Source organism: Nocardia sp. NPDC023852 (assembly GCF_040639505.1).
In the GTDB taxonomy this organism is placed as follows: Bacteria; Actinomycetota; Actinomycetes; order Mycobacteriales; family Mycobacteriaceae; genus Nocardia.
This window is the reverse complement of the sequence record NZ_JBFAAB010000001.1, coordinates 332,570-355,579: the sequence shown is the minus strand read 5'-3', so window position 1 is coordinate 355,579 and position 23,010 is coordinate 332,570. Positions and strand designations below refer to the sequence as shown.

21 protein-coding genes are annotated in these 23,010 nt (G+C 67.4%); 14 read left to right on the top strand and 7 right to left on the bottom strand.

The genetic code is table 11. The annotated features are described in order from the left end of the window. Positions 1–104: 104 nt before the first annotated feature. The 3 genes from AB0H00_RS01565 to AB0H00_RS01555 all read left to right on the top strand — a co-directional run bounded on the left by AB0H00_RS01565 (position 105) and on the right by AB0H00_RS01555 (position 2,124). A complete protein-coding gene (locus AB0H00_RS01565) occupies positions 105–749 on the top strand; it encodes a YqgE/AlgH family protein (RefSeq protein ID WP_357259072.1) in 645 nt (214 codons plus the stop codon). 131 nt (positions 750–880) lie between these two features. Next, positions 881–1,417 carry a sigma-70 family RNA polymerase sigma factor gene (locus AB0H00_RS01560; RefSeq protein WP_357259069.1) on the top strand — a complete coding sequence of 179 codons (537 nt, stop codon included), beginning with the start codon at positions 881–883 and terminating at the stop codon, positions 1,415–1,417. After that, on the top strand, positions 1,414–2,124 hold the full coding sequence (locus AB0H00_RS01555) for a zf-HC2 domain-containing protein (RefSeq protein WP_357259067.1): 711 nt from the start codon (positions 1,414–1,416) through the stop codon (positions 2,122–2,124). The genes AB0H00_RS01560 and AB0H00_RS01555 overlap by 4 nt, the downstream gene beginning before the upstream one ends. A gap of 193 nt (positions 2,125–2,317) precedes the next feature. Here the strand turns inward: AB0H00_RS01555 and AB0H00_RS01550 are convergent, their stop codons facing one another. Then, positions 2,318–2,848 carry an EXLDI protein gene (locus AB0H00_RS01550; RefSeq protein ID WP_357259064.1) on the bottom strand — a complete coding sequence of 177 codons (531 nt, stop codon included), beginning with the start codon at positions 2,846–2,848 and terminating at the stop codon, positions 2,318–2,320. Positions 2,849–2,990: 142 nt separating this feature from the next. On the opposite strand from AB0H00_RS01550, the gene AB0H00_RS01545 reads away from it, so the two are divergent. The 6 genes from AB0H00_RS01545 to AB0H00_RS01520 all read left to right on the top strand — a co-directional run bounded on the left by AB0H00_RS01545 (position 2,991) and on the right by AB0H00_RS01520 (position 9,297). Further along, positions 2,991–4,670 carry a thiamine pyrophosphate-binding protein gene (locus AB0H00_RS01545; protein WP_357259061.1) on the top strand — a complete coding sequence of 560 codons (1,680 nt, stop codon included), beginning with the start codon at positions 2,991–2,993 and terminating at the stop codon, positions 4,668–4,670. Between the two features lie 71 nt (positions 4,671–4,741). After that, on the top strand, positions 4,742–5,401 hold the full coding sequence (locus tag AB0H00_RS01540; protein WP_357259058.1) for an SRPBCC family protein: 660 nt from the start codon (positions 4,742–4,744) through the stop codon (positions 5,399–5,401). A 10-nt stretch (positions 5,402–5,411) separates the two neighbouring features. Beyond that, the gene (locus tag AB0H00_RS01535; protein WP_357259055.1) at positions 5,412–6,449 is read left to right on the top strand and encodes a 3-oxoacyl-[acyl-carrier-protein] synthase III C-terminal domain-containing protein; all 1,038 of its coding nucleotides are present in this window, start codon (positions 5,412–5,414) and stop codon (positions 6,447–6,449) included. Then, positions 6,446–7,522, top strand: coding sequence for an aminotransferase class I/II-fold pyridoxal phosphate-dependent enzyme (locus AB0H00_RS01530; RefSeq protein ID WP_357259052.1), 1,077 nt, complete (start codon positions 6,446–6,448; stop codon positions 7,520–7,522). The genes AB0H00_RS01535 and AB0H00_RS01530 overlap by 4 nt, the downstream gene beginning before the upstream one ends. Before the next feature lie 59 nt (positions 7,523–7,581). Further along, positions 7,582–8,121, top strand: coding sequence for a YaeQ family protein (locus AB0H00_RS01525; protein WP_357259050.1), 540 nt, complete (start codon positions 7,582–7,584; stop codon positions 8,119–8,121). 108 nt (positions 8,122–8,229) lie between these two features. Next, complete coding sequence (locus AB0H00_RS01520) at positions 8,230–9,297, top strand: ADP-ribosylglycohydrolase family protein (protein WP_357259048.1); 1,068 nt, start codon at positions 8,230–8,232, stop codon at positions 9,295–9,297. A gap of 9 nt (positions 9,298–9,306) precedes the next feature. Here the strand turns inward: AB0H00_RS01520 and AB0H00_RS01515 are convergent, their stop codons facing one another. The 3 genes from AB0H00_RS01515 to AB0H00_RS01505 form a co-directional block, all read right to left on the bottom strand. Beyond that, positions 9,307–11,259, bottom strand: coding sequence for a VWA domain-containing protein (locus AB0H00_RS01515; protein ID WP_357259045.1), 1,953 nt, complete (start codon positions 11,257–11,259; stop codon positions 9,307–9,309). A gap of 30 nt (positions 11,260–11,289) precedes the next feature. Continuing rightward, on the bottom strand, positions 11,290–12,660 hold the full coding sequence (locus AB0H00_RS01510) for an ATP-binding protein (RefSeq protein ID WP_357260365.1): 1,371 nt from the start codon (positions 12,658–12,660) through the stop codon (positions 11,290–11,292). Between the two features lie 320 nt (positions 12,661–12,980). Then, positions 12,981–13,388, bottom strand: a complete 408-nt coding sequence (locus tag AB0H00_RS01505) for an SdpI family protein (RefSeq protein ID WP_357259042.1) — start codon at positions 13,386–13,388, stop codon at positions 12,981–12,983. A gap of 162 nt (positions 13,389–13,550) precedes the next feature. On the opposite strand from AB0H00_RS01505, the gene leuS reads away from it, so the two are divergent. Further along, a complete protein-coding gene (gene leuS, locus AB0H00_RS01500; protein WP_357259039.1) occupies positions 13,551–16,397 on the top strand; it encodes a leucine--tRNA ligase in 2,847 nt (948 codons plus the stop codon). 97 nt (positions 16,398–16,494) lie between these two features. On the opposite strand, the gene AB0H00_RS01495 is transcribed toward leuS, so the two are convergent. Beyond that, the gene (locus AB0H00_RS01495) at positions 16,495–17,184 is read right to left on the bottom strand and encodes an SDR family oxidoreductase (protein ID WP_357259036.1); all 690 of its coding nucleotides are present in this window, start codon (positions 17,182–17,184) and stop codon (positions 16,495–16,497) included. Between the two features lie 126 nt (positions 17,185–17,310). On the opposite strand from AB0H00_RS01495, the gene AB0H00_RS01490 reads away from it, so the two are divergent. After that, positions 17,311–18,648 carry a glycogen debranching protein gene (locus tag AB0H00_RS01490; RefSeq protein ID WP_357259035.1) on the top strand — a complete coding sequence of 446 codons (1,338 nt, stop codon included), beginning with the start codon at positions 17,311–17,313 and terminating at the stop codon, positions 18,646–18,648. A gap of 66 nt (positions 18,649–18,714) precedes the next feature. Here AB0H00_RS01490 and AB0H00_RS01485 read toward each other — a convergent pair whose 3' ends face one another. Then, positions 18,715–19,269: a flavoprotein gene (locus AB0H00_RS01485; protein WP_357259032.1), complete on the bottom strand. Its 555-nt coding sequence runs from the start codon at positions 19,267–19,269 to the stop codon at positions 18,715–18,717. A gap of 45 nt (positions 19,270–19,314) precedes the next feature. After that, positions 19,315–20,547, bottom strand: a complete 1,233-nt coding sequence (locus AB0H00_RS01480; protein WP_357259029.1) for a helix-turn-helix transcriptional regulator — start codon at positions 20,545–20,547, stop codon at positions 19,315–19,317. A 237-nt stretch (positions 20,548–20,784) separates the two neighbouring features. Here AB0H00_RS01480 and AB0H00_RS01475 point away from each other — a divergent pair, with 237 nt between their 5' ends. The 3 genes from AB0H00_RS01475 to AB0H00_RS01465 all read left to right on the top strand — a co-directional run bounded on the left by AB0H00_RS01475 (position 20,785) and on the right by AB0H00_RS01465 (position 22,932). After that, positions 20,785–21,099, top strand: coding sequence for a hypothetical protein (locus tag AB0H00_RS01475; RefSeq protein ID WP_357259026.1), 315 nt, complete (start codon positions 20,785–20,787; stop codon positions 21,097–21,099). 261 nt (positions 21,100–21,360) lie between these two features. After that, positions 21,361–22,113, top strand: a complete 753-nt coding sequence (locus AB0H00_RS01470; RefSeq protein ID WP_357259023.1) for a glycoside hydrolase family 25 protein — start codon at positions 21,361–21,363, stop codon at positions 22,111–22,113. Positions 22,114–22,632: 519 nt separating this feature from the next. Then, entirely contained in the window at positions 22,633–22,932 is a 300-nt protein-coding gene (locus AB0H00_RS01465) for a hypothetical protein (protein ID WP_357259021.1), read from the top strand. Positions 22,933–23,010: the final 78 nt, after the last annotated feature.

Here is a 23,010-nt window from a genome sequence, read left to right as displayed (position 1 = left end):
GGAAAACCGGTGCGGCGGGCGCCGACATCGGCTCGGGCAAATCCGGAAGACAGAAGTCGGTCGCAGAAGGCGCATTGTGGGCGAACAGCTGAGATGATGTCGTGGTGGCACGCGCAGAAGACCCGGACGATCGGCAAACTCGCGGCGGGCATGGTGACCGCAAACGACGCGATTCTCGGCACGGCGAACAGGTGGTGCGCGCGGGAACACTGCTGGTATCGGCCACCGAACTGGTCGAACCCACCTTCCGGCGCACCGTCGTCTACATCATCGAGCACAACGAGGCGGGCAGCCTGGGGGTGGTGCTGAACCGTCCGAGCGACACGGCCGTGCACGACGTGCTCCCCCGCTGGACCGACGCGGTCGCCGCGCCGCGCACGCTGTTCATCGGCGGCCCGGTGAAGCGGGACGCGGCGCTGTGCCTCGGCACCGTCCGGGTCGGCGCGCGGATCGAGAATGTGCCCGGACTTCGCCGCATCGACGGCCGGGTCGTCCTGGTCGACCTGGACGCCGACCCGCAACGGATCGGCCCCCTCGTCGAGGGCATCCGGGTCTTCGCGGGCTACGCGGGCTGGACCTTCGGGCAGCTGGAAGGCGAGCTGGAGAACGACGACTGGATCGTGCTGTCGGCGTTGCCGTCCGATCCGATCAGCACCGGCCGCCCCGACCTGTGGGCCCACGTGCTGCGCCGCCAGCCGCTGCCTCTCTCGTTGCTCGCGACGCACCCGATTGAACTAGAACGCAACTGAGTACGTGTACTCCTCGAAGGGATAGCAGGAGACACGGTATGAGACATGACGACTGATCCGGCAGAACATGAGTAACTTATCGCTTACGACCGATAACCAGCCCCGCAACACAAGCAGAGAGGTACCTACTTGTGCGCAGAATACGGGGAGCGGCGGACAAGCCGGACGATCAAGCCGAGCTGATGCGGGTTCTCTATCGCGATCATGCCACCGCCTTGTGGCGGTACACGCTTGGTCTGGTCCGAGACCCGGGGCGGGCCGAGGACATCGTGCAGGAGACATTGCTGCGTGCGTGGCAACGCCCGAACGTCTTGGATCAATCGACTACCTCGGCACGTGCGTGGCTGTTCACCGTGGCACGCAATCTCGTGGTGGATGAGCATCGCAGCGCCCGCAACCGACGCGAGTTCCGCACCGACAGTCCGCCCGAACAACCCACGCCGGACCAGTCGGACCGCGCGCTGGACGGCTGGCTGATCGCGGACGCTCTCGGCAGGCTCAGCGGCGACCACCGTGAGGTGATCGTGCGGGCCTACTATCAAGGGCTTTCCACTCATCAGATCGCCGAAGAACTCGACATTCCGGCGGGCACGGTGAAATCCCGAATGCACTACGGCATGCGGGCCTTACGACTGGCACTTCAGGAGATGGGGGTGACGAATCAATGACGGATGTCACCGACGACTACACCACGTGGGATGCGCCGTATGTGCTCGGCTCCCTCACCCGGGCCGAGCGTCAGAAGTACGAGGAGCACTTGGCGGGCTGCCCCGACTGCCAGGCCGCGGTGACCGGACTCGCCGGGCTGCCCGGCATGCTCGCCTTGGTCGACACCGAGACCGCGCTGGCGATGATCGGGCCCACCGAGACCGCCGCGGCCGAGGCCGCGCCGCCGATGCCACAGCTGCTGCCCCGGCTCGCCGACGCGGCCGAGCGCCGACGCCGCCGCAGCCGGTGGGTGCCCATCGGCACGGCGGTGGCGGCGGCTGCTGCCGCGGTGGCGATCGCGGTGCCCATCGCCGTCACAGTGACCGGGTCGGACACCGGCACCTCCGAGCAGGTCTTCGCCGAACGCCGGATGGAGCCGCTGGAGCCGACGCCGGTCTCGGCGAGCTTCAAACTCCTTCCGGCCGGAGACAGAACGCGCGTAGTGATGTCCTGCAGCTACGCACCGAGCGACCAGCGCTACAACTGGCCCCTCGCCCTGTACGTCACCCGCAACGACGGACAGCAGCAGGAACTCGGCCGCTGGCCCGCGTCCCCCGGCACCGAGCTGACCGTCGATTACACCATCGACGGCCCGCCCGACCAGGTTCGCACCGTCGAGATCCGGTCCGCGGCCAGCGGCAAGGTCTTGCTGGCCGGAACGGTCTGAGCGATCGAACGATCCCCCGCCGATACTTTCGGCGGGGGATCGTCGGTGCGGCAATCGATCAGCGCGTCTGCCGCCGGAAGATCGAGGACGACCACATATCCGACCATCGCGATGCCCCCGCACCAGGCAATCGATCCGCTCTTCTGGTGCGGCGCTTCGATGCGTTACTCGATTGTCGTGCTGGGCGATTCGACTAGATGTCGAGATCCTCGATCTTCGGCCCCTCTGCCACGTCCACGACCCGCTGGTAGAACTTGCCGGGTAGTTGCCCCTTCAGTTCGTCGAGCGAATCCACCACAACGAAGAGGAACTCGCCCCAATCCTGTTGTCCGACACCGAGCAGACGGCGCCAACTCTTCGGATCCTTCCAGTCTTTGAGCCAATTCGCGCCCGCGTCGGCGGGATACTCATCCCAGTTCGAGTACTGGGCGTGCATCACATACTTGCCTTTGCGGGTGCGATACACCCGGACGTGCTCGATGCGAGTGTCGTTGACGTCGCGCCACTCCCCGAGCAAGGTGCCGGAGAATCGGACCTGCCGCACACCATCGCGACCCACGCCGAGCACAATCTCGTCGTAGCCCTCCAGTCGGCCTTCTTCGAGTTCGATGAAACGGCGCAGCGCCGTGACCACCGCCCCGGAGAGGTTGCCACCGACCAGCTCCTGCGCGCGCTGGAAGAGCGGGAGGTCGTCATCGGCAACATAGATCGTCTTGTTCGGCATGAACCTACTATACGTAGATGTATACGCACGTACGAGACTGACTACGGTTAAGGGTTGAACCATCCGGCGTTCTCACCCGTATCACTCGTGTACGCAATATCGCGTGTGCTCGGCGACACGCCGTGTACAGGAAGGAGTGCCGATGCAGAACCGGGTAGTCGACTATCTGGTGCAAGCAGTTTCAGCACTGGGCGTGCGCCATATCTTCGGGGTCGACGGCGCCAATATCGAAGATCTGTACGACGCGATATTCGAGGCGTCAGGCGACCTCACCGGAGTGGTCGCCAAGCACGAGTTCTCCGCGGCCACCATGGCCGACGGCTACGCCCGCTCGACCGGCGGAATCGGTGTGGTCGCGGCGACATCCGGCGGCGGCGCCATGAATCTCGTCGCCGGACTCGCCGAATCGTTCGCCTCCCGGGTTCCGGTGCTCGCACTTGTCGGGCAACCGCCGACCGCACTGGAGGGCAACGGCGCCTTTCAGGACACCAGCGGGCAGGCAGGCACCATCGACGCGGTACGCCTGTTCGGCGCGGTCAGCACCTACTGCGCGCGAGTGGAGACCGGCGCCGACCTACCCGATCAGGTGGCCAGGGCGGTCGGCGCCGCCCGGCGCGGCGGGCCCGCGGTCCTCCTGCTGCCCAAGGATGTGCAGCAGGAGGACATCGGCGACGTTCCGCCGCTCCGGTTGCCCGCCGAAAACTATCGGCAGGACAAGGCCGGACTCGCCGACGTGCGCACCGCGCTCACGGCGGCCCGGCGCACCGGGAAGATCGTGATCATCGCCGGTGACCAGGTCGCACGCGACAACGCGCGCGAGGCGCTCGCCCGCCTGGCCACGGTCCTCGACGCCGCCGTAGGAGTCACCCCCGACGCCAAGGACACCTATGACAACACCGACCCCGGATTCCGCGGTGTCGCAGGCAGCATGGGCCATCCCGAGCTGATCGTGGCCGTCCGCTCCGCGGCCCTGTGCCTGCTGGTGGGCACGCAACTGCCGGTCACCGCAAGTACCGGCCTGGATGGACTCGACGGCACCTTGGCAAGCATCGGTGTCGCGCCGCCCTATCTCCCCGCCATCCACGCCACCAGTACCGACCTGTCGCGCACGCTGTCCGACCTTGCCGACGAACTGGACACTGGCGCGACGGCTTCCGAGCGTGATCGCGCCGCACCTCCACCGACGCCGTTGCGGGTGCCCGAATCCTCCGGTCCCGGCCTGCGCTACCGGGACCTGGTCGAGACGATCGACGCCGCACTGCCGGATGGCACGGACGTGTTCGCGGACGCGGGCAACACCGGCGCCTCCGTCGTGCACCACCTGCGGGTACCGCGGGGCGGACGGTTCACCGTCGCGCTCGGCATGGGCGGGATGGGTTACGCGTTCGGTGCCGGGATCGGCTCGGCCTTCGCGCGGCACCGGACAGCGAGCGGCGTTCGCCGCACCGTTGTCATCGCGGGTGACGGGGCGTTCTTCATGCACGGCATGGAGGTGCACACCGCGATCGAGCACGCGCTGCCGATCACGTTCATCGTGCTCAACAACAACGCGCACGGCATGTGCGTGACCAGGGAACAGCTGTACTACCGGGATCGATACAGCTTCAACAGATTCCAGCCCGCGCATATCGGCAGGGGTGTAGGCAGCATGTTTCCCGGACTGTCCACATTCTCCGTGGGCGACGCCGACGAACTCGCCGACGCGCTGCGTCGCTGCTGGGAAACCGAAGGGCCGTCGTTCCTTTCGATCGACTGCGACGCCGACGAGATCCCTCCGTTCCTTCCCTTCCTGACGTCCATCGAACAATCCGGGGTTTCCTGATGAAACACACTCGCGACGCCCTGGCCGGGGCCGATCGGGTGCAGGAGTCCACCACTGTGAGGAGTACCACCGTGACCACAAGTTCCCTGCCCGCACTCAGCGACATCGCGGAGGGTGCCGTTCCCGGCGTGCTGCGCATCGAGAACTCCGACAAGGACGCGACAACCCCGATCATCATGGACATGCTGCGGTCGGTGTATCCGCACGACCAGATCTACGGCGAATACTGCCCGGTCCAGGCGTATATCGCCGCACCGCCGCGCGAGGTGTACGAGTATCTCGCCGACACCCGGTCGCTGGAGGAGTGGAGCTACAGCCTGCGCGGTTTCGTCGAGACCGAGGAACCCGGACTGTGGCTGGCCTACGACCGGCTCGGCGACGCGACCAAGATCTTCACTCGCACCGTCGCGAACCCAGACGCCATGACGGTGGACTACCACTGCGCCTGGGACCAGGGACAGCACCTGTGGATGATCTACCTGATGCGCGTGGTCGACGCGCAGGTCGTGTTCAACAAGCCGGGTTCGGTGGTGCTGTGGGTGAATTGCAAGCATCCGTTCTACGACGAGAACCCCTATCCCGAGACCGCACCGCCGAAGCGGCCGGTGTGGGTGGGCGACTTCTGGGACATGTTCTCGGCCGGCCACCAGCTGGAGATGGACAACCTCAAGGCGATCTGCGAGTACCGGGCATCGCACGGCCTGCCCGTCAAGCCCGACTGGATGAAGTGAGGCGTCACCGATGAACTCCACGAACCCCCCTGCTCTGCCCCCGGTCAGCCTGGTCGACGTGGCCAGCTACCTACCCGGCGACCCGGTCGGCACCGAGTACTTCACCCAGTTCGCACGCTCGGAACGGATGGCGAAGAACGTCATGTTCCGCGCTCCCAAGGGCCGGCACCATGTGGCGCGAGACGAGACAGCGGTGGACATGGTCGAGCGAGCGGTCGCGCCGCTGATCGACCGCCACGGCGCGGACATGATCGCGAATGTCGACGTGCTGATCACCCACACCCAGCTTCCGGACAATCCGGTGCTCGGCTGTGGCCCCGAGGTGGCGCGGCGGCTCGACATTCGTCCCTCGTACGTCTACGACGTGCACAACGGGGGCTGCGCGGCGTTCGTGCACATGATGGCGATGGCTCGCATGGTGTTGCAGACGACCGACGCCCGCACCGCGCTGATAGCAGCGACGCAGAATTGCTCCGGGCAGGTGTTCGCCCAGACCGAGATCCGCAAGCTGGCCCAGGCGCCGGTGCCCGGTGACGGCTGCGGGGTCGGTCTGCTGGTGAAGGACGACAGCGCGCCGATCCTCGACATCGAATGCCAGACTTATCCCGAGTTCGCCGGGGACATGGACTTTTCCACCAATGGAGAGCGCAAGTACTGGGAGCCGGGCGAGGGGCAGGCCTGCGTCAGCTTCACCGAGTCCAAAATCACCAAGGTGTTCGCCCGCGGCAACCGCCTGGTCCCTGAGGTGGCGCTCGCGGTCTGCGACCGGATCGGTGTGCGTGGACGCGACATCGATACCTTCGTCACCAACCAGCCGAACCGCTTGTTCCTGCGCAACTGGCACGACGCGCTGGAGCTTCCGCCCGAACGGCACCCGGACACCTTCGACTCCTGTGGCAATCTCTTCGCCGCGGGGATCCCGGTGACCCTGGATGTGGAGAACCGCGCGGGTAGGCTGCGCAATGGATCGCTGGTGATGATGGCGGCGTTCGCGCATGCGGGCGACTTCGCGGGCGCTGCGGCCGTCCGCTGGGGAGCCGCGCGATGAGCCTGCGTCTCGCCGACGAGCCGGGCCGGCACGACACCAGGCCTTCACGCCACCATCGCTCGCCGCGCGTGCAGCCCCTCTTCGACCTGAACTTGAGCGAGAACCCGTTCCCACCGCTGCCTTCGGTGTTGCGGGCGGTGAATACGGCGCTGACGCAGGCGAACCGGTATCCAGAGTTCCTGCCTCGACGGCTGCCTGCGGTGATCGCACAGCATGTCGGGGTGCGGTCGGATCAGGTGGTGGTCGGGTCGGGCGCCACCGGTGTGGCAATGCAGATCCTCCAATCGGTAGCCACGCCGGGCGCCGAAATCGTCTACGGCGCACCGACTTTCGACGGCTATCCGATCCTGGCCGAAATGACCGGCGTCGAGGCCGTGCCGGTACCGCTGGATGTCGCGGGCAATCAGGATCTGTGGGCGATGCGGCGAGCCATCGACAAGCGGACCGCGCTGGTGGTGGTGTGCCGGCCGCACAATCCGACCGGCACCGCGATCCCGGCGAGCGAGCTGAAGGCGTTCCTGTCCGGTGTTCCTCCCCGGGTGCCGGTAATTCTGGACGAGGCCTATATGGAATTCCTCGGTGCCGCCGAATACGTCGACCCGCTGCCGCTGATCAGCAAATACCCCAATCTCCTTGTGCTGCGCACGTTTTCCAAGGCGTACGGGTTGGCCGGACTGCGTATCGGGTACGCGTTCGGCAGCAGCGAGCTGATCGCGCGGGTCCGCAGGCTGCAGTTGCCGTTCGGGATGGGTGCGGCGGCGGTGGCCGCGGTCTGCGCGTCCTACGCCGCCGAACCCGAACTCGCCGAGCGGACCCTGCGGATCACCGCGGAGCGCGACTCCCTGCGCAGCGCGTTATGCGACCGCGGGATGGCGGTGCCCCGCAGCCACGCCAACTTCCTGTACCTGCCCGGCCCCGGCGTCGCGACGGCGCTGCGCCGGGCCGGTATCGTCGCGAAGTCCTACCCCGACGGGAGCGCGCGGATCGCGGTCGGCGATCCGGACGCCGGTCACGCGGTATTGCGAGCGCTCGATGGAAGTCGACCGATTGCAGAGGTGGATTTCGTGCCGTAGATGGTCTGGTGGGACTCGCTGTGGGGCGTGCACGTGGGGTTCTTTAAGCTCCTGCTCCTATGGCCCTCAGCGCAACTCTGCACAGCTTCGCCGTTCAACTGGCAGACGTCGACCGTGATGTCTATCAGGATTTGGAGTTGCGGGTAGCGCGCCACCCGTCCGAAACAGCCGAGTTCATGCTGACGCGACTGTTGGCCTACTGCCTCGAGTACGAGGAGGGGATCGCCTTCAGTGACGGCGGCGTTTCGTCTACCGACGAGCCCGCGGTGCTGGTGCGCGATCTCACCGGGCGCCTCACCGCCTGGATCGAAGTCGGCGCACCCGACGCGGAGCGGGTGCACCGAGGCAGCAAACTGGCTGAACGCGTCGCCATCTACACCCATCGCGAGCCCGCCAAAGTGCTGGCGCAACTAGGCGGCAAGCGGATCCATCGCGCCGACTCGATTCCCCTCTACAGCTTCGATCGTGACTTCGTCGATTCCGCCGTCGCTGCGATCGAACGTCGCAACACCGTCACCCTGTCGATCACCGAGCGCCTGCTGTACCTGGACCTCAACGGTACGGGCCTGAGCACATCGGTCGACGAGCATCGACTCTGACCGTCGCTGCCCCCAGTCGGCGCCGGTGTCGATGATGTGACCCCCGAAGACGACATGGGGGGCACATGTGCGACGGATGCGTAATGATGGTGCCCCGTGGTGGATTACATGACGATCTTCGACCGGGTCCGGGGTTCTCTGCTGGGTGGGGCGGTCGGTGACGCGCTCGGGTGGCCTATCGAATTCCTGCAGCTGACGCAGATTCGCCAGCGGTATGGCGCCGAAGGCGTGACGGATTTTCTACCGCAGTATGTCGAGGCGGCGGGGCAGCAGATCACCGATGACACCCAGATGACGCTGTTCACCGCGGAGGGGCTGTTGCGGGCCGCGCCGGGCGCCGACCCGGTGCCGGCGCTGCGACGGGCTTATCTGCGCTGGTTACAGACCCAGAGACAGGAGGCACCCACAGCCGAACCCGATGGGTGGCTGGCGAGTCTGCCGTTCCTGTATGCGGCGCGTGCGCCGGGGAACGCGTGCATGTCCGGGCTGAGTCAGCAGGCACGAGGATTTCTCGCGCCGGGTCCGTTCGGCGAGAATGGACAGGTGAATCCGGGGTCGAAAGGATGCGGCACCGTGATGCGGTCCGCGCCGTTCGGACTGGCCGGTGCGGGACCTGATCACGCATTCACTACGGCCGCGCGGGCCGCGCAGTTGACGCATGGGCATCCCACGGGATATGTCGCGGCGGGCGCGTTCGCGGCACTGGTCGATCGCGTGGTGAGCGGTATCGAGCTGCCGATCGCGGTGCAGCAGACTCTCACTCAGCTCACGGCGTTCCCCGCCGGTGCGGAAACAGTGGCGGCACTGGCACGAGCCGTCGAGTTGTCCGAGCATGCGGCCGGCGCCGAACAGGTCGAGCAGGTCGGTGCAGGGTGGATCGCCGAGGAGTGCCTGGCCATCGCGGTGTACTGCGCCCTGCAAGCAGCCAGGACCGGCGATGTGCAGGCAGCGCTGCTGCTGTCGGTGAACCACTCCGGTGACTCCGATTCCACCGGCGCGGTCGCGGGCAACCTGCTCGGCGCCATCCATGGTGTCTCCGGGTTGCCCAAGGATTGGGTATCCGCGGTCGAGGGACGCGATGTGCTGGTCCAGGTCGCCGATGACCTCGTGATGACATTGTGGCTCGGCGACCGGTCGGCTCTCGGTGCCCGATATCCATTCGACGAGGGCCTGTGAAGGTCGCGATCAGCCGCGCCTGCCACGCAGATAGTCGCTGACCACGGCGGCGCCGAGACCGTTGAGGTCGGGGGCCACGACACGGCCACCGCTGCGGCGGGCCACCAGGTCGACGAACGCGGCCAACCGGGGGTCATCGCCGAGCATGAAGACCGTCACCGACGCGCCGAGCTTGGCCAGGGCATCCACCTGGGCCATGGTCACGGCCAGGGTGCGCGGCTGCGGCGGCCAGCTGAAGTACGCCGCACCGTTCGGCTCCGAGTGAGCCGTCGGCTCGCCATCGGTCACGACGAGCACAACCGGCACGGCGTCCGGATGCCTGCGCAGATGCTGTGCGGCCAGCAGCAGCGCGTGGTGCAGGTTGGTGCCCTGTTCCCACACCGCTTCCAGCGCGGTCAGCTCGCCGATATCGACGGTGGTGGCCTGCCGACCGAAGGTGATCACGCTGAGCGCATCGGAGCGGAACCGCGTGCCGATCAAGTGGTGCAGGGCAAGGGCCGTGCGCTTCATCGGCACCCACCTGCCGTCCTGCACCATCGACCAGGACGTGTCGACGCACAGTGCCACGGCTGCCCTGGACCGCTGCTCGGTTTCCATGATTTCGACGTCGGACACGTCCAGCGCGACACGGCGACTGCTCGTCGACGCCGACCGCAGCACGGCGTTGCGCACAGTCCTCGGCACGTCCCACGGCTCGGTGTCGCCGAACCGCCACTTCCGCGCGGAACCGGTCGGCTCGCCGGCCGCACCCGCCAAGGCGGTGTCCCGCTCACCGCGCCGGGACCGCAACTGCCCGACGACTCGGCGCAGCGCCACCTCACCGAGCCGCCGCAAAGCCCTGGGAGTCAACCGAAGCGAGCCGTCCTTCGTCCGCTCGAACAGGCCCTGCCTGCGCAGTTCCCGCTCCAGCTCGGCCAGCCGGGCCGCGTCGACGCTCGCGTCCTCGCCGAGGTGGCGGGCCAGTGTGTCCAAGTCGATGTCCTCCAGCCGGGCACCCGGGTAGGACTGGCCGAGTTGCTCGGCTAGCGCATCCAGTTCGGCGAGGTCCTGCAGGGCTTGCGCGCCGGCCCCCAGGCCGAGCGGGTCCTGGCCGCGGAACCGCTGCTCGGAGTCCCAATCCTCCCCCGGACGCAACGCCCGCAGATTCGCGTCCAGCGCGGCGACCTGCTGGGCAACGCTCGGATCGCCGAATGCCTGGCCGATCAGTTCGGCCAGCTCCGCTCGCTGCTGTGCGGACATCGAGTTCAGCATCCGTTGCGCGGCGGCGGCACGGGCGGCGAGCGCGTCGATCAACTCCTCGGTGCTGCTGGGGTTCTCCGGGGAGAACTCGCCGTGCTCGGCCATGAAGTCGGCGAACCGCTGTTCGGTGTCCTCGCCGCTGGCATGTGTCGCGAGCAGGTCATTCAGGTCGGACATCATCTGCCTGACCTGCTCGACATCTTCGGGCCCGGTGTTCTGCAGGGCCTGTTTCATGCCCTGGAAACGGGATTCCAGCAGTTCCTGGCCGAGCAGGTCGCGGATCTTCCCGTAGGTCTCGCGGCCGGTTTCCGATCGCCAGTTGTAGTCGGTGAGCTCGTTGACAGCGGCCGCCGTGCTCGATGGCAGTGCGTCCAGCTGCGCTTCGGCGAATCTGGCGTCGTCGGACGGGTCGGGGAACAGTGCACCACGCTCGGCTTCCAGTGCCCGTTGCAGCATTTCGCGGACCTGTTGCAGGGTGCCGTCCAGCCGGTGCCGCCGGGATATCTCGGAGCGGCGCTGCCACAGCCTGCGGGTCAGCTCCTCCAGTCCCGGCATGGTGCTGGTGCCACGCCGCAACAGCTCCTGCAGTGCGGTGCGGGGCGAGCTGCCTTCCATCACCTCGTTCCCGATCTGGTCCAGCGCCTCCCGCAGGTCGAGCGGTGGCGCCAGAGGATCAGGCCCGTCGTGATAGGGCCCGTAGGAGTAGCGGTCAGCGCTTGTCATGGTGCCTCCCGGGATCAGACGCGGCGGCGGTCACCCGCCGTACACCGCGATGTCGTCGTCGGAATCCTTCGCGACCTGGCGAGCCAGGTAGAGGGCTTCCAGGGCGAACTCGACGGCTGCCGCGATCCGGGCGGGCGGGTCGGTGGCGCCGACGCCGAGCCGACCGGCGACCTCGTGCAGGACGGGCAGTTCGGGCAGCGCGGACAGGACCTGCTTACCTGGCACACGTTCGCCGGTGGTGACCAGGTGGCCGGCACCGACCGCCTCGGCCAACGGCCGCAGATTCAGACCGCCGAGCAGTTCCCGCGCGGTCTCGGAGAACGAGCGCCGTAGCAGGTGGGTGAGGTGTTCCTGCTCGCGTCCCTCTTCGCCGGACTCGAACTCCAGCTTGCCGCGCAACACCGCGGGCACGGATTCGAGATCGACCGGCCGGGCGACGGCGGGATGTTCCCCGGTGAGCGCGGACCTCCGGAGCGCGGCGGCGGACACCGTTTCGGCCGCGGCGACCGCGAACCGCGCGGACACTCCGGACCGCTGATCGATCGCGGACGACTCGCGCAGTTGCCGCACAAACCGGGCGAGCACCTCGATCAGCGGATCCCCTACCTCGGCCACCAGTTCGGCCTCCTGGCGGACCAGGGCGACCTCGGCCTGAACGCTGAGCGGGTAATGGGTGCGGATCTCCGCGCCGAACCGATCCTTCAGCGGCGTGATGATCCGGCCCCGGTTGGTGTAGTCCTCAGGGTTGGCGGTCGCGACGAGCAGCACGTCCAGGGGCAGGCGCAGGGTGTAGCCGCGAACCTGGATATCGCGTTCCTCCATCACGTTCAACAGCGCGACCTGGATGCGTTCGGCGAGGTCGGGCAGCTCGTTGATCGCCACGATGCCGCGGTGGGCGCGCGGCACCAGTCCGAAGTGGATGGTTTCGGGATCGCCCAGGCTGCGGCCCTCTGCCACCTTGACCGGGTCTACGTCACCGATCAGGTCGCCGACGGACGTGTCCGGCGTGGCGAGTTTCTCCGCATAACGCTCCGAGCGGTGCCGCCACGCGACGGGCAGGTCGTCACCGAACTCGGCGGCCAGCCTGCGACCGGCCGGGCTGATCGGGGCGAGCGGGTGCTCGCCCAGTTCCGCGCCGGCGATCACGGGTGTCCATTCGTCGAGCAGGCCGACCACGGTGCGCAGCAGCCGGGTCTTGCCCTGGCCGCGCTCACCCAGCAGCACGACGTCGTGACCCGCGAGCAGCGCGCGTTCCAGCTGCGGCAGTACGGTCCGGTCGAAGCCGACGATGCCGGGCCACGGGTCGCTGCCGGAACCGAGAAGGGCCAGCAGGTTCTCGCGAATCTCGGTTTTGACCCCACGCGGCAGGTAGCCGGCCGAGCGCAGCTCGCCCGCGGTCATGGGCAAGTGTTCTGGAATTGTCACGACTTCGACGCTACGTTCATCCGGCGATCCGGTCGACGTAAAGCAACTGAAGGAAACATGCCGGAAAAAACATTGACGCCGCCACTAGGCTATGGCCGTTATATCTGACTCGACCTAGCCGAGCGCCATCGCGACGCCTTTTACCCGAGCTTGCGACCAGCGCAAACAACCTCGATAATCCGGTGAAATAGGCGGCGAGAGAAAAGAACTCGGTGCCGTCACTGCTGTGTGCGCTACGTCTATTCCATCGGCTGTCGCGCGGTGTCGCGCCGCCGGCGTGTGCCGACCAAGGGTGGTCAGCTCGCGGGCTGGCAGGCGTCGCGGAGCGAGCACGCGCCGCAGGAGCTGCCGCAGGCGCCGACCTCGACGGGCGGGGCAATCGCGTCGGCCGCCTGCGCGGCGGCGGTGGCGCCCGCACCCAGGGTGAACAGTGCGACGGCCGCGGCAACGGCCGCGACCAGGAGCGCGACGATCCCGCTTGCGGCCAGCGCGACAAGACCACCGGCGAACAGCAGCGCCCCGGCAGCAAGGGACGTGGGAGCGGCGACGCGGTTCGCCAGACGGAAGATTTCGTCGTTCGACAGCACGGCCTCGGTGTGCACCCCGACGAAACGGTTGCGGGGCAGCCGACCGGTCAGCCCGAGTGCGCCGGTTGTGATGGCCACGACAGCCGGCACGAACAGGATCAGAGCGACGACGAACACCCATGGAGGCTAGCGCATCCGTGCCAACCGGCCGCTGCCGGGCCGTGCACCGAGCGCCGCGAAGGATGTCCAGGCCAGCCCGATTTTCGGTCCTGGAGACCGGACGTTCTACGCTGATAGACGAAGTTTGTCCAGGATCGGCGATCACAAGAAGGCAGGACCGTGCAGGACACACGTGCAACCGAAAGCGCTGGGCCAGAGCACCGGTACAGCGCGGCGCTTGCCGGCCGCATCGAGCGTCGGTGGCAGCGGACGTGGGATGAGCGCGGAACCTTCCACGCGCCGAATCCGGTGGGCCCGCTCGCCGGGACGACCCCGGCCGACAAGCTGTTCGTGCAGGACATGTTTCCCTACCCCTCCGGCGCCGGTCTGCATGTCGGGCATCCGCTGGGTTATATCGCCACCGACGTCTTCGCCCGCTACCACCGCATGCACGGCCGCAACGTGCTGCACGCCCTCGGCTACGACGCGTTCGGTCTGCCCGCCGAGCAGTACGCGGTGCAGACCGGTGCGCACCCGCGGGTGACCACCGAGTCGAACATCGCCACCATGCAGCGTCAGCTGGACCGGCTGGGTCTCGGCCACGACCGGCGCCGCTCGTTCGCGACCACCGACCCGGAGTACTACCGCTGGACCCAGTGGATCTTCCTGCGCATCTACAACGCCTGGTACGACCAGGAAGCCGATCGCGCCCGCCCGATCGCCGAACTGGAAGCCCAATTCGCCTCCGGCGCGCGGCCCGCCCCCGGCGGGCAGGACTGGGCCACCATGACCGTCGCGGAGCGCAGCGCGCTGCTGGATTCGTATCGCCTGGTCTACCAAACCGATTCGATGGTCAACTGGTGTCCCGGCCTCGGCACCGTGCTGTCGAACGAGGAGGTCACCGCCGAAGGGCGGAGCGAGCGTGGGAATTTCCCGGTGTTCCGCAAGCGGCTGTGGCAGTGGATGATGCGCATCACCGCCTATGCCGACCGGCTGGTCGACGATCTCGACGACCTGGACTGGCCGGAGAACGTGAAGGCCATGCAGCGCAACTGGATAGGGCGCTCGCGTGGTGCGCGGGTGAAGTTCGACGCCGATGGCGAGCAGATCGAGGTCTTCACCACCCGGCCCGACACCCTGTTCGGTGCGACGTACGTCGTGCTGGCACCGGAGCATGAGCTGGTCGACAAGCTGACCGCCGACGCGTGGCCCGAAGGCACCGACCCGCGCTGGACCAACGAGGGTGCCGCCACTCCCGCGGATGCCGTCGCGGCATACCGCAAGTCGATCGCGGCCAAGTCGGATCTGGAGCGCCAGGAGAGCAGGGAGAAGACCGGCGTCTTCCTCGGCACCTACGCCACCAACCCGGTCGACGGCGCCCCCGTGCCGATCTTCATCGCCGACTACGTGCTCAGCGGGTACGGCACCGGCGCGATCATGGCGGTGCCCGGCCACGACCAGCGCGACTGGGATTTCGCCACCGTGCTCGGCCTGCCGATCAAGGAGGTCATCTCCGGCGGCGACATCACCGCTTCGGCGCACTCGGGCGATGGCGAGCTGGTGAATTCCGACTACCTGAACGGGCTTTCGGTCGAGGACGCCAAGGCAACGGTGATCGCCCGGCTGGATGCCGACGGTCACGGCACCGGCACCATCCAGTACAAGCTGCGCGACTGGCTGTTCGCCCGCCAGCGGTATTGGGGCGAGCCGTTCCCGATCGTCTACGACGAGCAGGGCGCACCGCACGCACTGCCGGAATCCATGCTGCCGGTGCGGCTTCCGGAGCTGGACGACTTCGCGCCGGTGACCTTCGACCCGGACGACGCGTCCTCCGAGCCGTCGCCGCCGCTGGCCAAGGCCACCGACTGGGTGCACGTCGAACTGGACCTGGGCGACGGGCCGAAGCAGTATCGGCGCGACACGAACGTGATGCCGAACTGGGCGGGCAGCTCCTGGTACCAGCTGCGCTATGCCGACCCGACCAACACCGAGGCGTTCTGCGCCAAGGAGAACGAGGCGTACTGGCTGGGCCCACGCACAGCGGTCGGCGGCCCGAACGACCCGGGCGGCGTGGACCTGTACGTCGGCGGCGTCGAGCACGCGGTGCTGCACCTGCTGTACGCGCGCTTCTGGCAGAAGGTGCTGTTCGATCTGGGCGATGTCACCGGCTCGGAGCCGTACCGGCGGCTGTTCAACCAGGGCTACATCCAGGCGCACGCCTACACCGATGAGCGCGGCGCGTACGTGCCCGCCGCAGAGGTGGTCGAGCGGGACGGCACGTTCTTCTGGACCGACGCCACCGGCGCCGAGATCGAGGTGTTCCAGGAATACGGCAAGATCGGTAAGTCGCTGAAGAACGCCATCTCTCCGGATGAGATGTGCGATCTGTACGGCGCGGACACCTTCCGCTTCTACGAGATGGCGATGGGTCCGCTGGATACCTCTCGTCCGTGGGCGACCAAGGACGTCGTGGGCGCGCACCGCTTCCTGCAGCGCTTCTGGCGACTTGTGGTGGACGAGGAGACCGGCGGTGTGCGGGTCACCGACGCCGTGCCGACCGACGAAACGCTGCGGTTGCTGCACAAGACGATCGCCGGCGTGGATGAGGATTTCGCCGCGCTGCGTGACAACACGGCGGGTGCCAAGCTGATCGAATTGACCAACCACCTGACCAAGACCTACCCGGACGGCGCGCCGCGCGCCGTGGTCGAACCGATGGTGCTGATGCTGGCTCCGCTGTCCCCGCACATCGCCGAGGAGCTGTGGGAACGCATGGGCCACACCGCGTCGCTGGCGCACGGCCCGTTTCCGGTCGCCGATCCTGCGCTGCTGGTGGATGAGTCGGTCGAGTACCCGATCCAGGTGAACGGCAAGGTGCGCAGCCGAATTCAGGTGGCCGCCGATGCCGACAACGCGACTATCGAGGCTGCCGCGCTGGCCGACGAGAAAATCGCCGCGCTGCTGAACGGGGCCGCGCCGCGCAAGCTGATCGTGGTGCCCGGCCGGCTGGTGAACATCGTCGCCTGACCGCGCTGGGGAGTGTGTGACGCCAGCCTTCTCGGGCGTCGAGGTCACGATCCAGCCGTGTCGCGAAGCGGCAGGTCAGCGGGCCGAGCAGGCGGGATCAGTAGGGACGGAGCACGATCTCGGTGGGGTGCCCGTCGCGCGGAGTGTCGATGGCGGCACGCACCGCACCCGCGACCGTTTCGGGAGTGAGGAACTCCGCCGATTCGTACTCGCGGCCCTCGTCCGCGACGATCTGGCGCTGCATGTCGGTGTCGATGCGGCCCGGGTGAATCGAGGTCACCCGCAGCGCGGGCTCTTCCAGCCGCAGTGCGTCACCGAAGGCGCGCAGCCCGAATTTGCTCGCCGCGTAGGAGGCCCAGCCGGCGTTCGCGCGCAGTCCGGCGCCCGAATTGATCAGCACCACATGGCCATTACCGGACCGCAGCGCGGGAAGCAGCAGCCTGGTCAGCTCGGCGACCGCGATCAGGTTGGCTTCCAAGGTCTTTCGCCACTGATCGACGGTGGATTCCGCGATGGCGCCGAGGTCAGCGACACCGGCGTTGTGCACCAGCACATCCAGACGTCGGATCGGCGCGACCGCCGCGGCGACCGCGGGATAGTCGGTCAGCTCGACCGGCCACCCGGTCGCGTCGGGCAGCTCCGCCAGGATGTCACGCAACGCGTCCGCCGAGCGGGCACCGAGCAGCAGGTCGTGCGTCGGCGCCAATGCACGCGCGATCGCGGCGCCGAGCCCGCGGCTGGCGCCGGTGATCAACGCGGTCGGTTTCCGAGTCACGGCGGAGGTCATGGACCTCACCGTAACCATCCGAGAGAGTGCGCGTGAACCCAAAGCACTGCACACCCGCAGAGTGACGAGGGCGACTCGGACGCCGCTGAGCGGGCATATCCGCGAGTGGCATCGCAGAATAGGGGAATGCAACACGCGGGCTTCACCCCAACCCAGCTCGCAGCCCGCGCCGCCTACCTGCTGCGTGGCAACGACCTGGGCACGATGACCACCGCCGCGCCGCGGCTGTATCCGCACATGTGGAGCTGGGACGCGGCGTTCGTCGCGGTCGGGCTGGCTCCGCTGAGCGTGGAGCGGGCGGTGATCGAGCTCGACACCCTGCTCTCGGCGCAGTGGAAGAACGGCATGATCCCGCACATCGTCTTCGCCAACGGCGTCGACGGATACTTTCCCGGCCCGTCCCGCTGGGAGTGCCGCGAGCTGGCCGCAAACGCACCGGATGGCCCGGACACCTCCGGGATCACCCAGCCACCGGTGCATGCCATCGCGGTGCAGCGCATTCTGGACCACTCCCGCAGGCATGGCCGCAGCACCCGGTCGGTGGCCGAGGGGTTTCTCAACCGCCGCTGGCCGGACCTGGTGCGCTGGCACCGTTGGCTGGCGCATGCCCGAGACCCCAAGGAGACCGGCCGGATCACGCTGTATCACGGGTGGGAGTCCGGCATGGACAACTCGCCGCGCTGGGACCGCGCCTACGAGAACGTGGTCCCCGGCGACCTGCCTGCCTACCACCGCGAGGACTTGCTCGTGGTCGCCGATCCGACCCAGCGGCCCACCGACCGCGAGTACGACCGCTACCTGTGGCTGGTCGAGCAGATGCGCCGCGCTTGCTACGACGACTACCAGCTCGCCTCCACCATGAGCTTCGCCGTCGAGGACGTGTTCGTCACCGCGATCTTCGCGCTGGCCTGCGAGGTACTGGCCAATATCGGCGAGGAGTACAAGCAGCCCAACGCCGACGTGCGCGACCTGTACACGTGGGCCGACCGGTTCCGCGCGGGCGTCGTCGCGACGACCGACGCCCGCACCGGCGCCGCGCGCGACTTCGACGTGCGGTTGGGGCGGTGGATCGGCACCGAGACACTCGCCATGTTCGCGCCGCTGCTGTGCGGCGGCCTGCCGCGCAACACCGAACGCAGCCTGCTGCGGATATTCGAGGGCCCGCGCTTCTGCGGACATCCGGACCTGCGATACGCGCTGCCGCCCTCCACCTCACCGGTGTCCAAGGAGTTCCGCTCCCGCGAATACTGGCGCGGCCCGGTCTGGCCGGTGATGAGCTGGCTGTTCTCCTGGGTCTTCGCCCGGCGCGGCTGGGCCGAACGCTCCTTCATGCTGCGCGCCGAGGGATTGCGCCAGGCCAGCGACGGCAGCTTCGCCGAGTACTACGAGCCGTTCACCGGAGAACCGCTCGGCAGCATGCAGCAGTCCTGGACCGCGGCGTCGGTATTGGACTGGCTTGGCTGAACCGCTTCCGGTGCGGACGCGCGCCATCAGGTTGCTCTGCCCAGCGGATTCCCTGACTGCCTTGGGCTAGCTTCTGTTCTCACGTCGTGGGTGCGTGCGGACTGCTTGCCAGGCGCTGTGCCAAGGGAACAGGTGTCGCGTGCTCTCGCCGGTTCGGGGCTCGTGTCCGGTGTGGTCGCCGAGGACGGTCACGCCCCAGTCGGCGAGGTTGCGCATGGCGTTCTGAATGGGTGGAAATCCGAGTTGGGCCCGGTTCGAGTAGGGGACCACGACGACGGGCAGGCCCAGTCCGACGGCTTCGACCAGCAGGCCGAGGGGCAGCGTGTCGGAGATTCCCGCGGACCACTTCGCCAGGGAGTTGGCGGTGATCGGAGCGGCGATCATGGCGTCGGCGGGTGGAAGCATGTCCGGTGTGCCGGGTTCCTTGTACTGACTGCGCACCGGATGGCCGGTCTTCCTTTCGAGTGCTTCGGCGTCGATGAACCGGTAGCCATACGGCGAGGCGATCACGCACACATCCCAGCCGTCCGCCTGTGCCAGATCGACCAACGTGCCGACATCGCGGGCCAGGGGCGAGCCGGTGACGATCGCATACAGGACGAGATCTCCGTTGTCGTTCATCGCCCCATCGTGTCAGTTGCGGCGCGACACGTCCGGTGTCGGCGCTTATGCCGGAACAGCACCGACTCGTTTGGCCAGTCGCCCCAGATCACCGGTCGTCAGCTCACGGCGAGCCGTTCGCATCATGTGTCCGACCAGTTCGCGCACGTGGCTCATGCCTCGAACCTGTTGCGGTGCAGTGTGTTCGGCACGCAGTAGAGCGTGCAGCGATTGCCGGTAGTCGCGTCGGAGGGCATGGGCGCGGCCGATTTCCACGAAGTACTGTGCCCGGCGTCCTTCGGCGGCAATCGTTTCGGGGGCCAGGGTGGGTGCCAGCTCCAGGACCTGATCCGGCTCGCGTCGTTCCATCGCGGCCGACATGCGCCACAGCGTGACATTGGCCGCGCCGAAGGTGGGATTGCGCAGTATCGACGCTCCGGTCGCCGACCGCTCGAGCCGGTCCACCTGCTCGCTTGCCTCGTCCAAGTGCGTTGCGGGATCGCCGCCGAGCGCCGCCGTGGCGAGAGCGGCTTGCAGATGCAGCATTCCGTAGGTTTCGACTTCGCCGAGCGTACGCACATCCGGCGCGAGGCGCTGCGCCGTGCTCACCGCGCGGTCCAGGGCGGCGGGCAACGAGCCTGGGCGTGAGAGAAGAATCTGACTGTGGGTGAAGGCCGTCGTCGCCGGACCTGCCGTGCCACCGATGTTCGCGGTCGCCCGCTCGATCTCCTGCGCGGCGGTCCATGCCAATGCTGAATAACCGCGACGCGATGCCGACTGCGCGGTTATGTACGCAACGGTGGCAAGCACATCCCATGCCGTATCACGGTCCGTTCCCGTTGCCTCGCGGGTGTGCTGGTAGCAGTCAGTGAGCAACGGCGCCAGCATCGGCCCGAGCGCGGCGTAATCACAGGCACGTCGCAGATGGGCAGCCTGCCGCGCCGTCGCCTTCAGCTCCTCGATTCTCCGCAGCGGGCTCGTGCGCGTGGTGTTCCCGGCCGTCCACAGCGCGGTTTCGATACTCGGCACAGCGGCATGGAACCCGGCCGAAGACGGGTCGAGCCGGTCCTGTTCGTGTCCGGTCAGGTCGCCGATCGAGACACCGAGCGCTTGCGCCAGCGCATGCAGCGTCCGTCGCGAATCCACCGGCCGTTCGCCGTTCTCGTACTTGGCGATCGCGCCGCGGCTGATACCGACTCGGTCGGCCAAGACCTGTTGAGAGATACCGCGCCGGGCGCGAATCACGCGCACCTGGCGGCCCACGTATCGGCCTTCGTCGTGCCTCTGGTGTTCGCTCATCTGCTCATCCTCAACGAGTACTGGCGAAACCCAATGCTAGATGGGTAGGCAGTTGTCCCGCAGCGGGACAGTTTCCGCCGACCAGACCGTCATTGTTACCCCGGCACCCGGCACCCGGCGCCGGGTCGATGCCGTTGCCCTCATCGGCACACCGGCCAGCACTGAGCCGCCAGCCGGTGGCGAAAGCCCTCGGCGTCGGGTGCCACCAATGGCAGCGAACACGGCAGGGGTGGAGCGGTGGGGTTCAACTGGTGGCGAGAAGCCGACTCGGACGGCACGTCGGCGCAAGAGATCGTGGATCGCGTACAGGCCGAGTGGAGAGCCGAGCGCCGACGTAGCCGGGCCGAGGACGCCCAGCCCGCCCACGCCGGGCTGTGGCCGCACGGGTGGCCGCACGAGCCACCCGACCAGCCGCTGAGCGTGTCCGAAGCGCACTGGACCATGCAGCGCCATCGCGGGTGCCGGGTACAGGACTGCCCGCGTAAGGCAGCGGCACGGCAAGCGTTGATCGCCGCCGGGCGTATGAAGCCGGACACGTCGCGGGAGTACTGAGCGGCACCGATCGCTCATGGGAAGAACAGGGAAAACCCCTGCAATACAACCTTTCTGCGCAGCATCGTCGGGGTAGCGGCCCCCGGTGCCGGCCGGGCGCCGCCACACCGACACCAGTAGCCCGAGCCGGTTTGCGACTTCTGGACCACCTTCACCAAAACGACGCTGCTGCATCCGGTGCGTGGCTGCGCGGTTACCGTACACAACTGCCACACCTGCACCACTGGTAACAGCTAGAGCAAGTCGCTATCGTCCAATGACATGGACAACTCTTGGTGGGCCTCGACCATCCGTCGCCAAGGTGCGGCGCTATCGCTGATAGCCCTGATCGGCAGCCTTTCAGCTACCCTCCCGGTCGCCACGGCCGCACCGAGCGGGCCGGATGTCTCGTCCTGGCAGCACGTCGACGGACGGCTGATCGACTGGTTCGCGGTCAAACGTTCCGGCCACGACTTCGCCATGGTCAAGGCCACCGAGGGCCTGAGCTACATCAACCCCTACTTCGTGCCCGACAGTCTGCTGATGCGCGCGGCCGGCATAGCTCGCGGCACCTATCACTACGCCCGGCCGAATTTGCCACCCGAACCACAGGCCGCGATGTACGCGGCGGTGGTGCTCGGGCAGAACGGCCCGCTCGATATGCCGCCGGTCCTCGACCTGGAGGACGCCGGCGGGCTCAATCCAGCGGCCCTGATCGACTGGACTCGCCGGTACCTCACCACCGTGCAGGCACTGACCGGCCGCGTGCCCATCATCTACACCTATCCCCGGTTCTGGCAGAGCGCGATGGCCGACACCACCGAGTTCACCAGATACCCCCTCTGGATCGCCGACTACCGCGGCAACGCCCAACCCGAGGTCCCCGGCGGCTGGCCCACCTGGACGTTCTGGCAGACCACCGACCGCGGCGCCATCCCGGGCATTGCCGGTCGCACCGACCTCAACGTATACAGCGGAGCCCAAGGCGATTTCGCCCGATTCGCCAACATGGGCGGACTCACCGGAAGCGGGTAGCGCGGTGCGTCTTCCGACATCGCAATCGAGCACGGCCGAAACCCATGCGACAAAGTCGATTGCGGCACACCACAAGTTCGCTGCGTATTTATTACGGAAACAAGGCCGCACTGGAATCAGCTGTTTCTGGCTTCTTGGTTGGGTTGCCGAAAGGCACAGGAGCTGACGGACATTCGAAGAAATGTTATTCGAGGAAGCGCTGGCCGAGCCGCGGCTGCGGCAGGAGTTGCCGGAATTTGCGACACCACAACCGCGTGGGCGGCATGTTCGGGTGCTCGCCGAAAATGAGCTCGACGCTGTGACCCAGCAGTGGTTCGCTTGGGGCGAGAGTTCGCCCCCGAGCAGGGAAAATGAGGGCTACGCCGGGGATATGTTTCGCGAAGCAGCTTTTGGCTACTCGTGGGGAGAACGTCGGTGCTGGTGGCAGGCACCGACGACGATCACGTTGGGACCGGCCCGCACAATCCGAGTCCGCCATATTTCTGATCGATTGTCACGACAGCGGAAGGAAATAGACACATGTTGATGCTGACCCCCACTGCTATCGAGGTCGTTCGCAATATCACGTCCTCGGAGGGGACGCCGGAGGATGCCGGGCTGCGAATCTTCGCGGCGGACGGCGCGGAGACGCTGCAGCTCGCGGTTGCCGCCGCACCGGCCGAGCAAGACCAGGTCCTGACTGCCGAAGGATCACGCATCTTCCTGGACCAGCAGGCCGCCGCCTTCCTGGACGACAAGATCCTCGACGCCGGACTGGACCCGGACGGGCAGGACACCTTCGTCGTCGCCCCGCAGGACCAGGACACCTCGGACATCTGAGGCGAAGTTCGATATTGCTACGTCACGTGGCCCAGCCCATAGACCAGCACACCACGAAGGCGAAAGGTCGAAGTCAGG

Coding starts and splice junctions, on each gene's coding strand:
- AB0H00_RS01495 (WP_357259036.1), bottom strand. CDS start 17,184: ATGACCTCCGCCGTGACTCGGAAACCGACCGCGTTGATCACCGGCGCC.
- AB0H00_RS01555 (WP_357259067.1), top strand. CDS start 1,414: ATGACGGATGTCACCGACGACTACACCACGTGGGATGCGCCGTATGTG.
- AB0H00_RS01465 (WP_357259021.1), top strand. CDS start 22,633: ATGTTGATGCTGACCCCCACTGCTATCGAGGTCGTTCGCAATATCACG.
- AB0H00_RS01525 (WP_357259050.1), top strand. CDS start 7,582: ATGGCCCTCAGCGCAACTCTGCACAGCTTCGCCGTTCAACTGGCAGAC.
- AB0H00_RS01545 (WP_357259061.1), top strand. CDS start 2,991: ATGCAGAACCGGGTAGTCGACTATCTGGTGCAAGCAGTTTCAGCACTG.
- AB0H00_RS01550 (WP_357259064.1), bottom strand. CDS start 2,848: ATGCCGAACAAGACGATCTATGTTGCCGATGACGACCTCCCGCTCTTC.
- AB0H00_RS01535 (WP_357259055.1), top strand. CDS start 5,412: ATGAACTCCACGAACCCCCCTGCTCTGCCCCCGGTCAGCCTGGTCGAC.
- AB0H00_RS01470 (WP_357259023.1), top strand. CDS start 21,361: ATGGACAACTCTTGGTGGGCCTCGACCATCCGTCGCCAAGGTGCGGCG.
- AB0H00_RS01515 (WP_357259045.1), bottom strand. CDS start 11,259: ATGACAAGCGCTGACCGCTACTCCTACGGGCCCTATCACGACGGGCCT.
- AB0H00_RS01510 (WP_357260365.1), bottom strand. CDS start 12,660: ATGACCGCGGGCGAGCTGCGCTCGGCCGGCTACCTGCCGCGTGGGGTC.
- AB0H00_RS01480 (WP_357259029.1), bottom strand. CDS start 20,547: ATGAGCGAACACCAGAGGCACGACGAAGGCCGATACGTGGGCCGCCAG.
- AB0H00_RS01520 (WP_357259048.1), top strand. CDS start 8,230: ATGACGATCTTCGACCGGGTCCGGGGTTCTCTGCTGGGTGGGGCGGTC.
- AB0H00_RS01530 (WP_357259052.1), top strand. CDS start 6,446: ATGAGCCTGCGTCTCGCCGACGAGCCGGGCCGGCACGACACCAGGCCT.
- AB0H00_RS01490 (WP_357259035.1), top strand. CDS start 17,311: ATGCAACACGCGGGCTTCACCCCAACCCAGCTCGCAGCCCGCGCCGCC.
- AB0H00_RS01485 (WP_357259032.1), bottom strand. CDS start 19,269: ATGAACGACAACGGAGATCTCGTCCTGTATGCGATCGTCACCGGCTCG.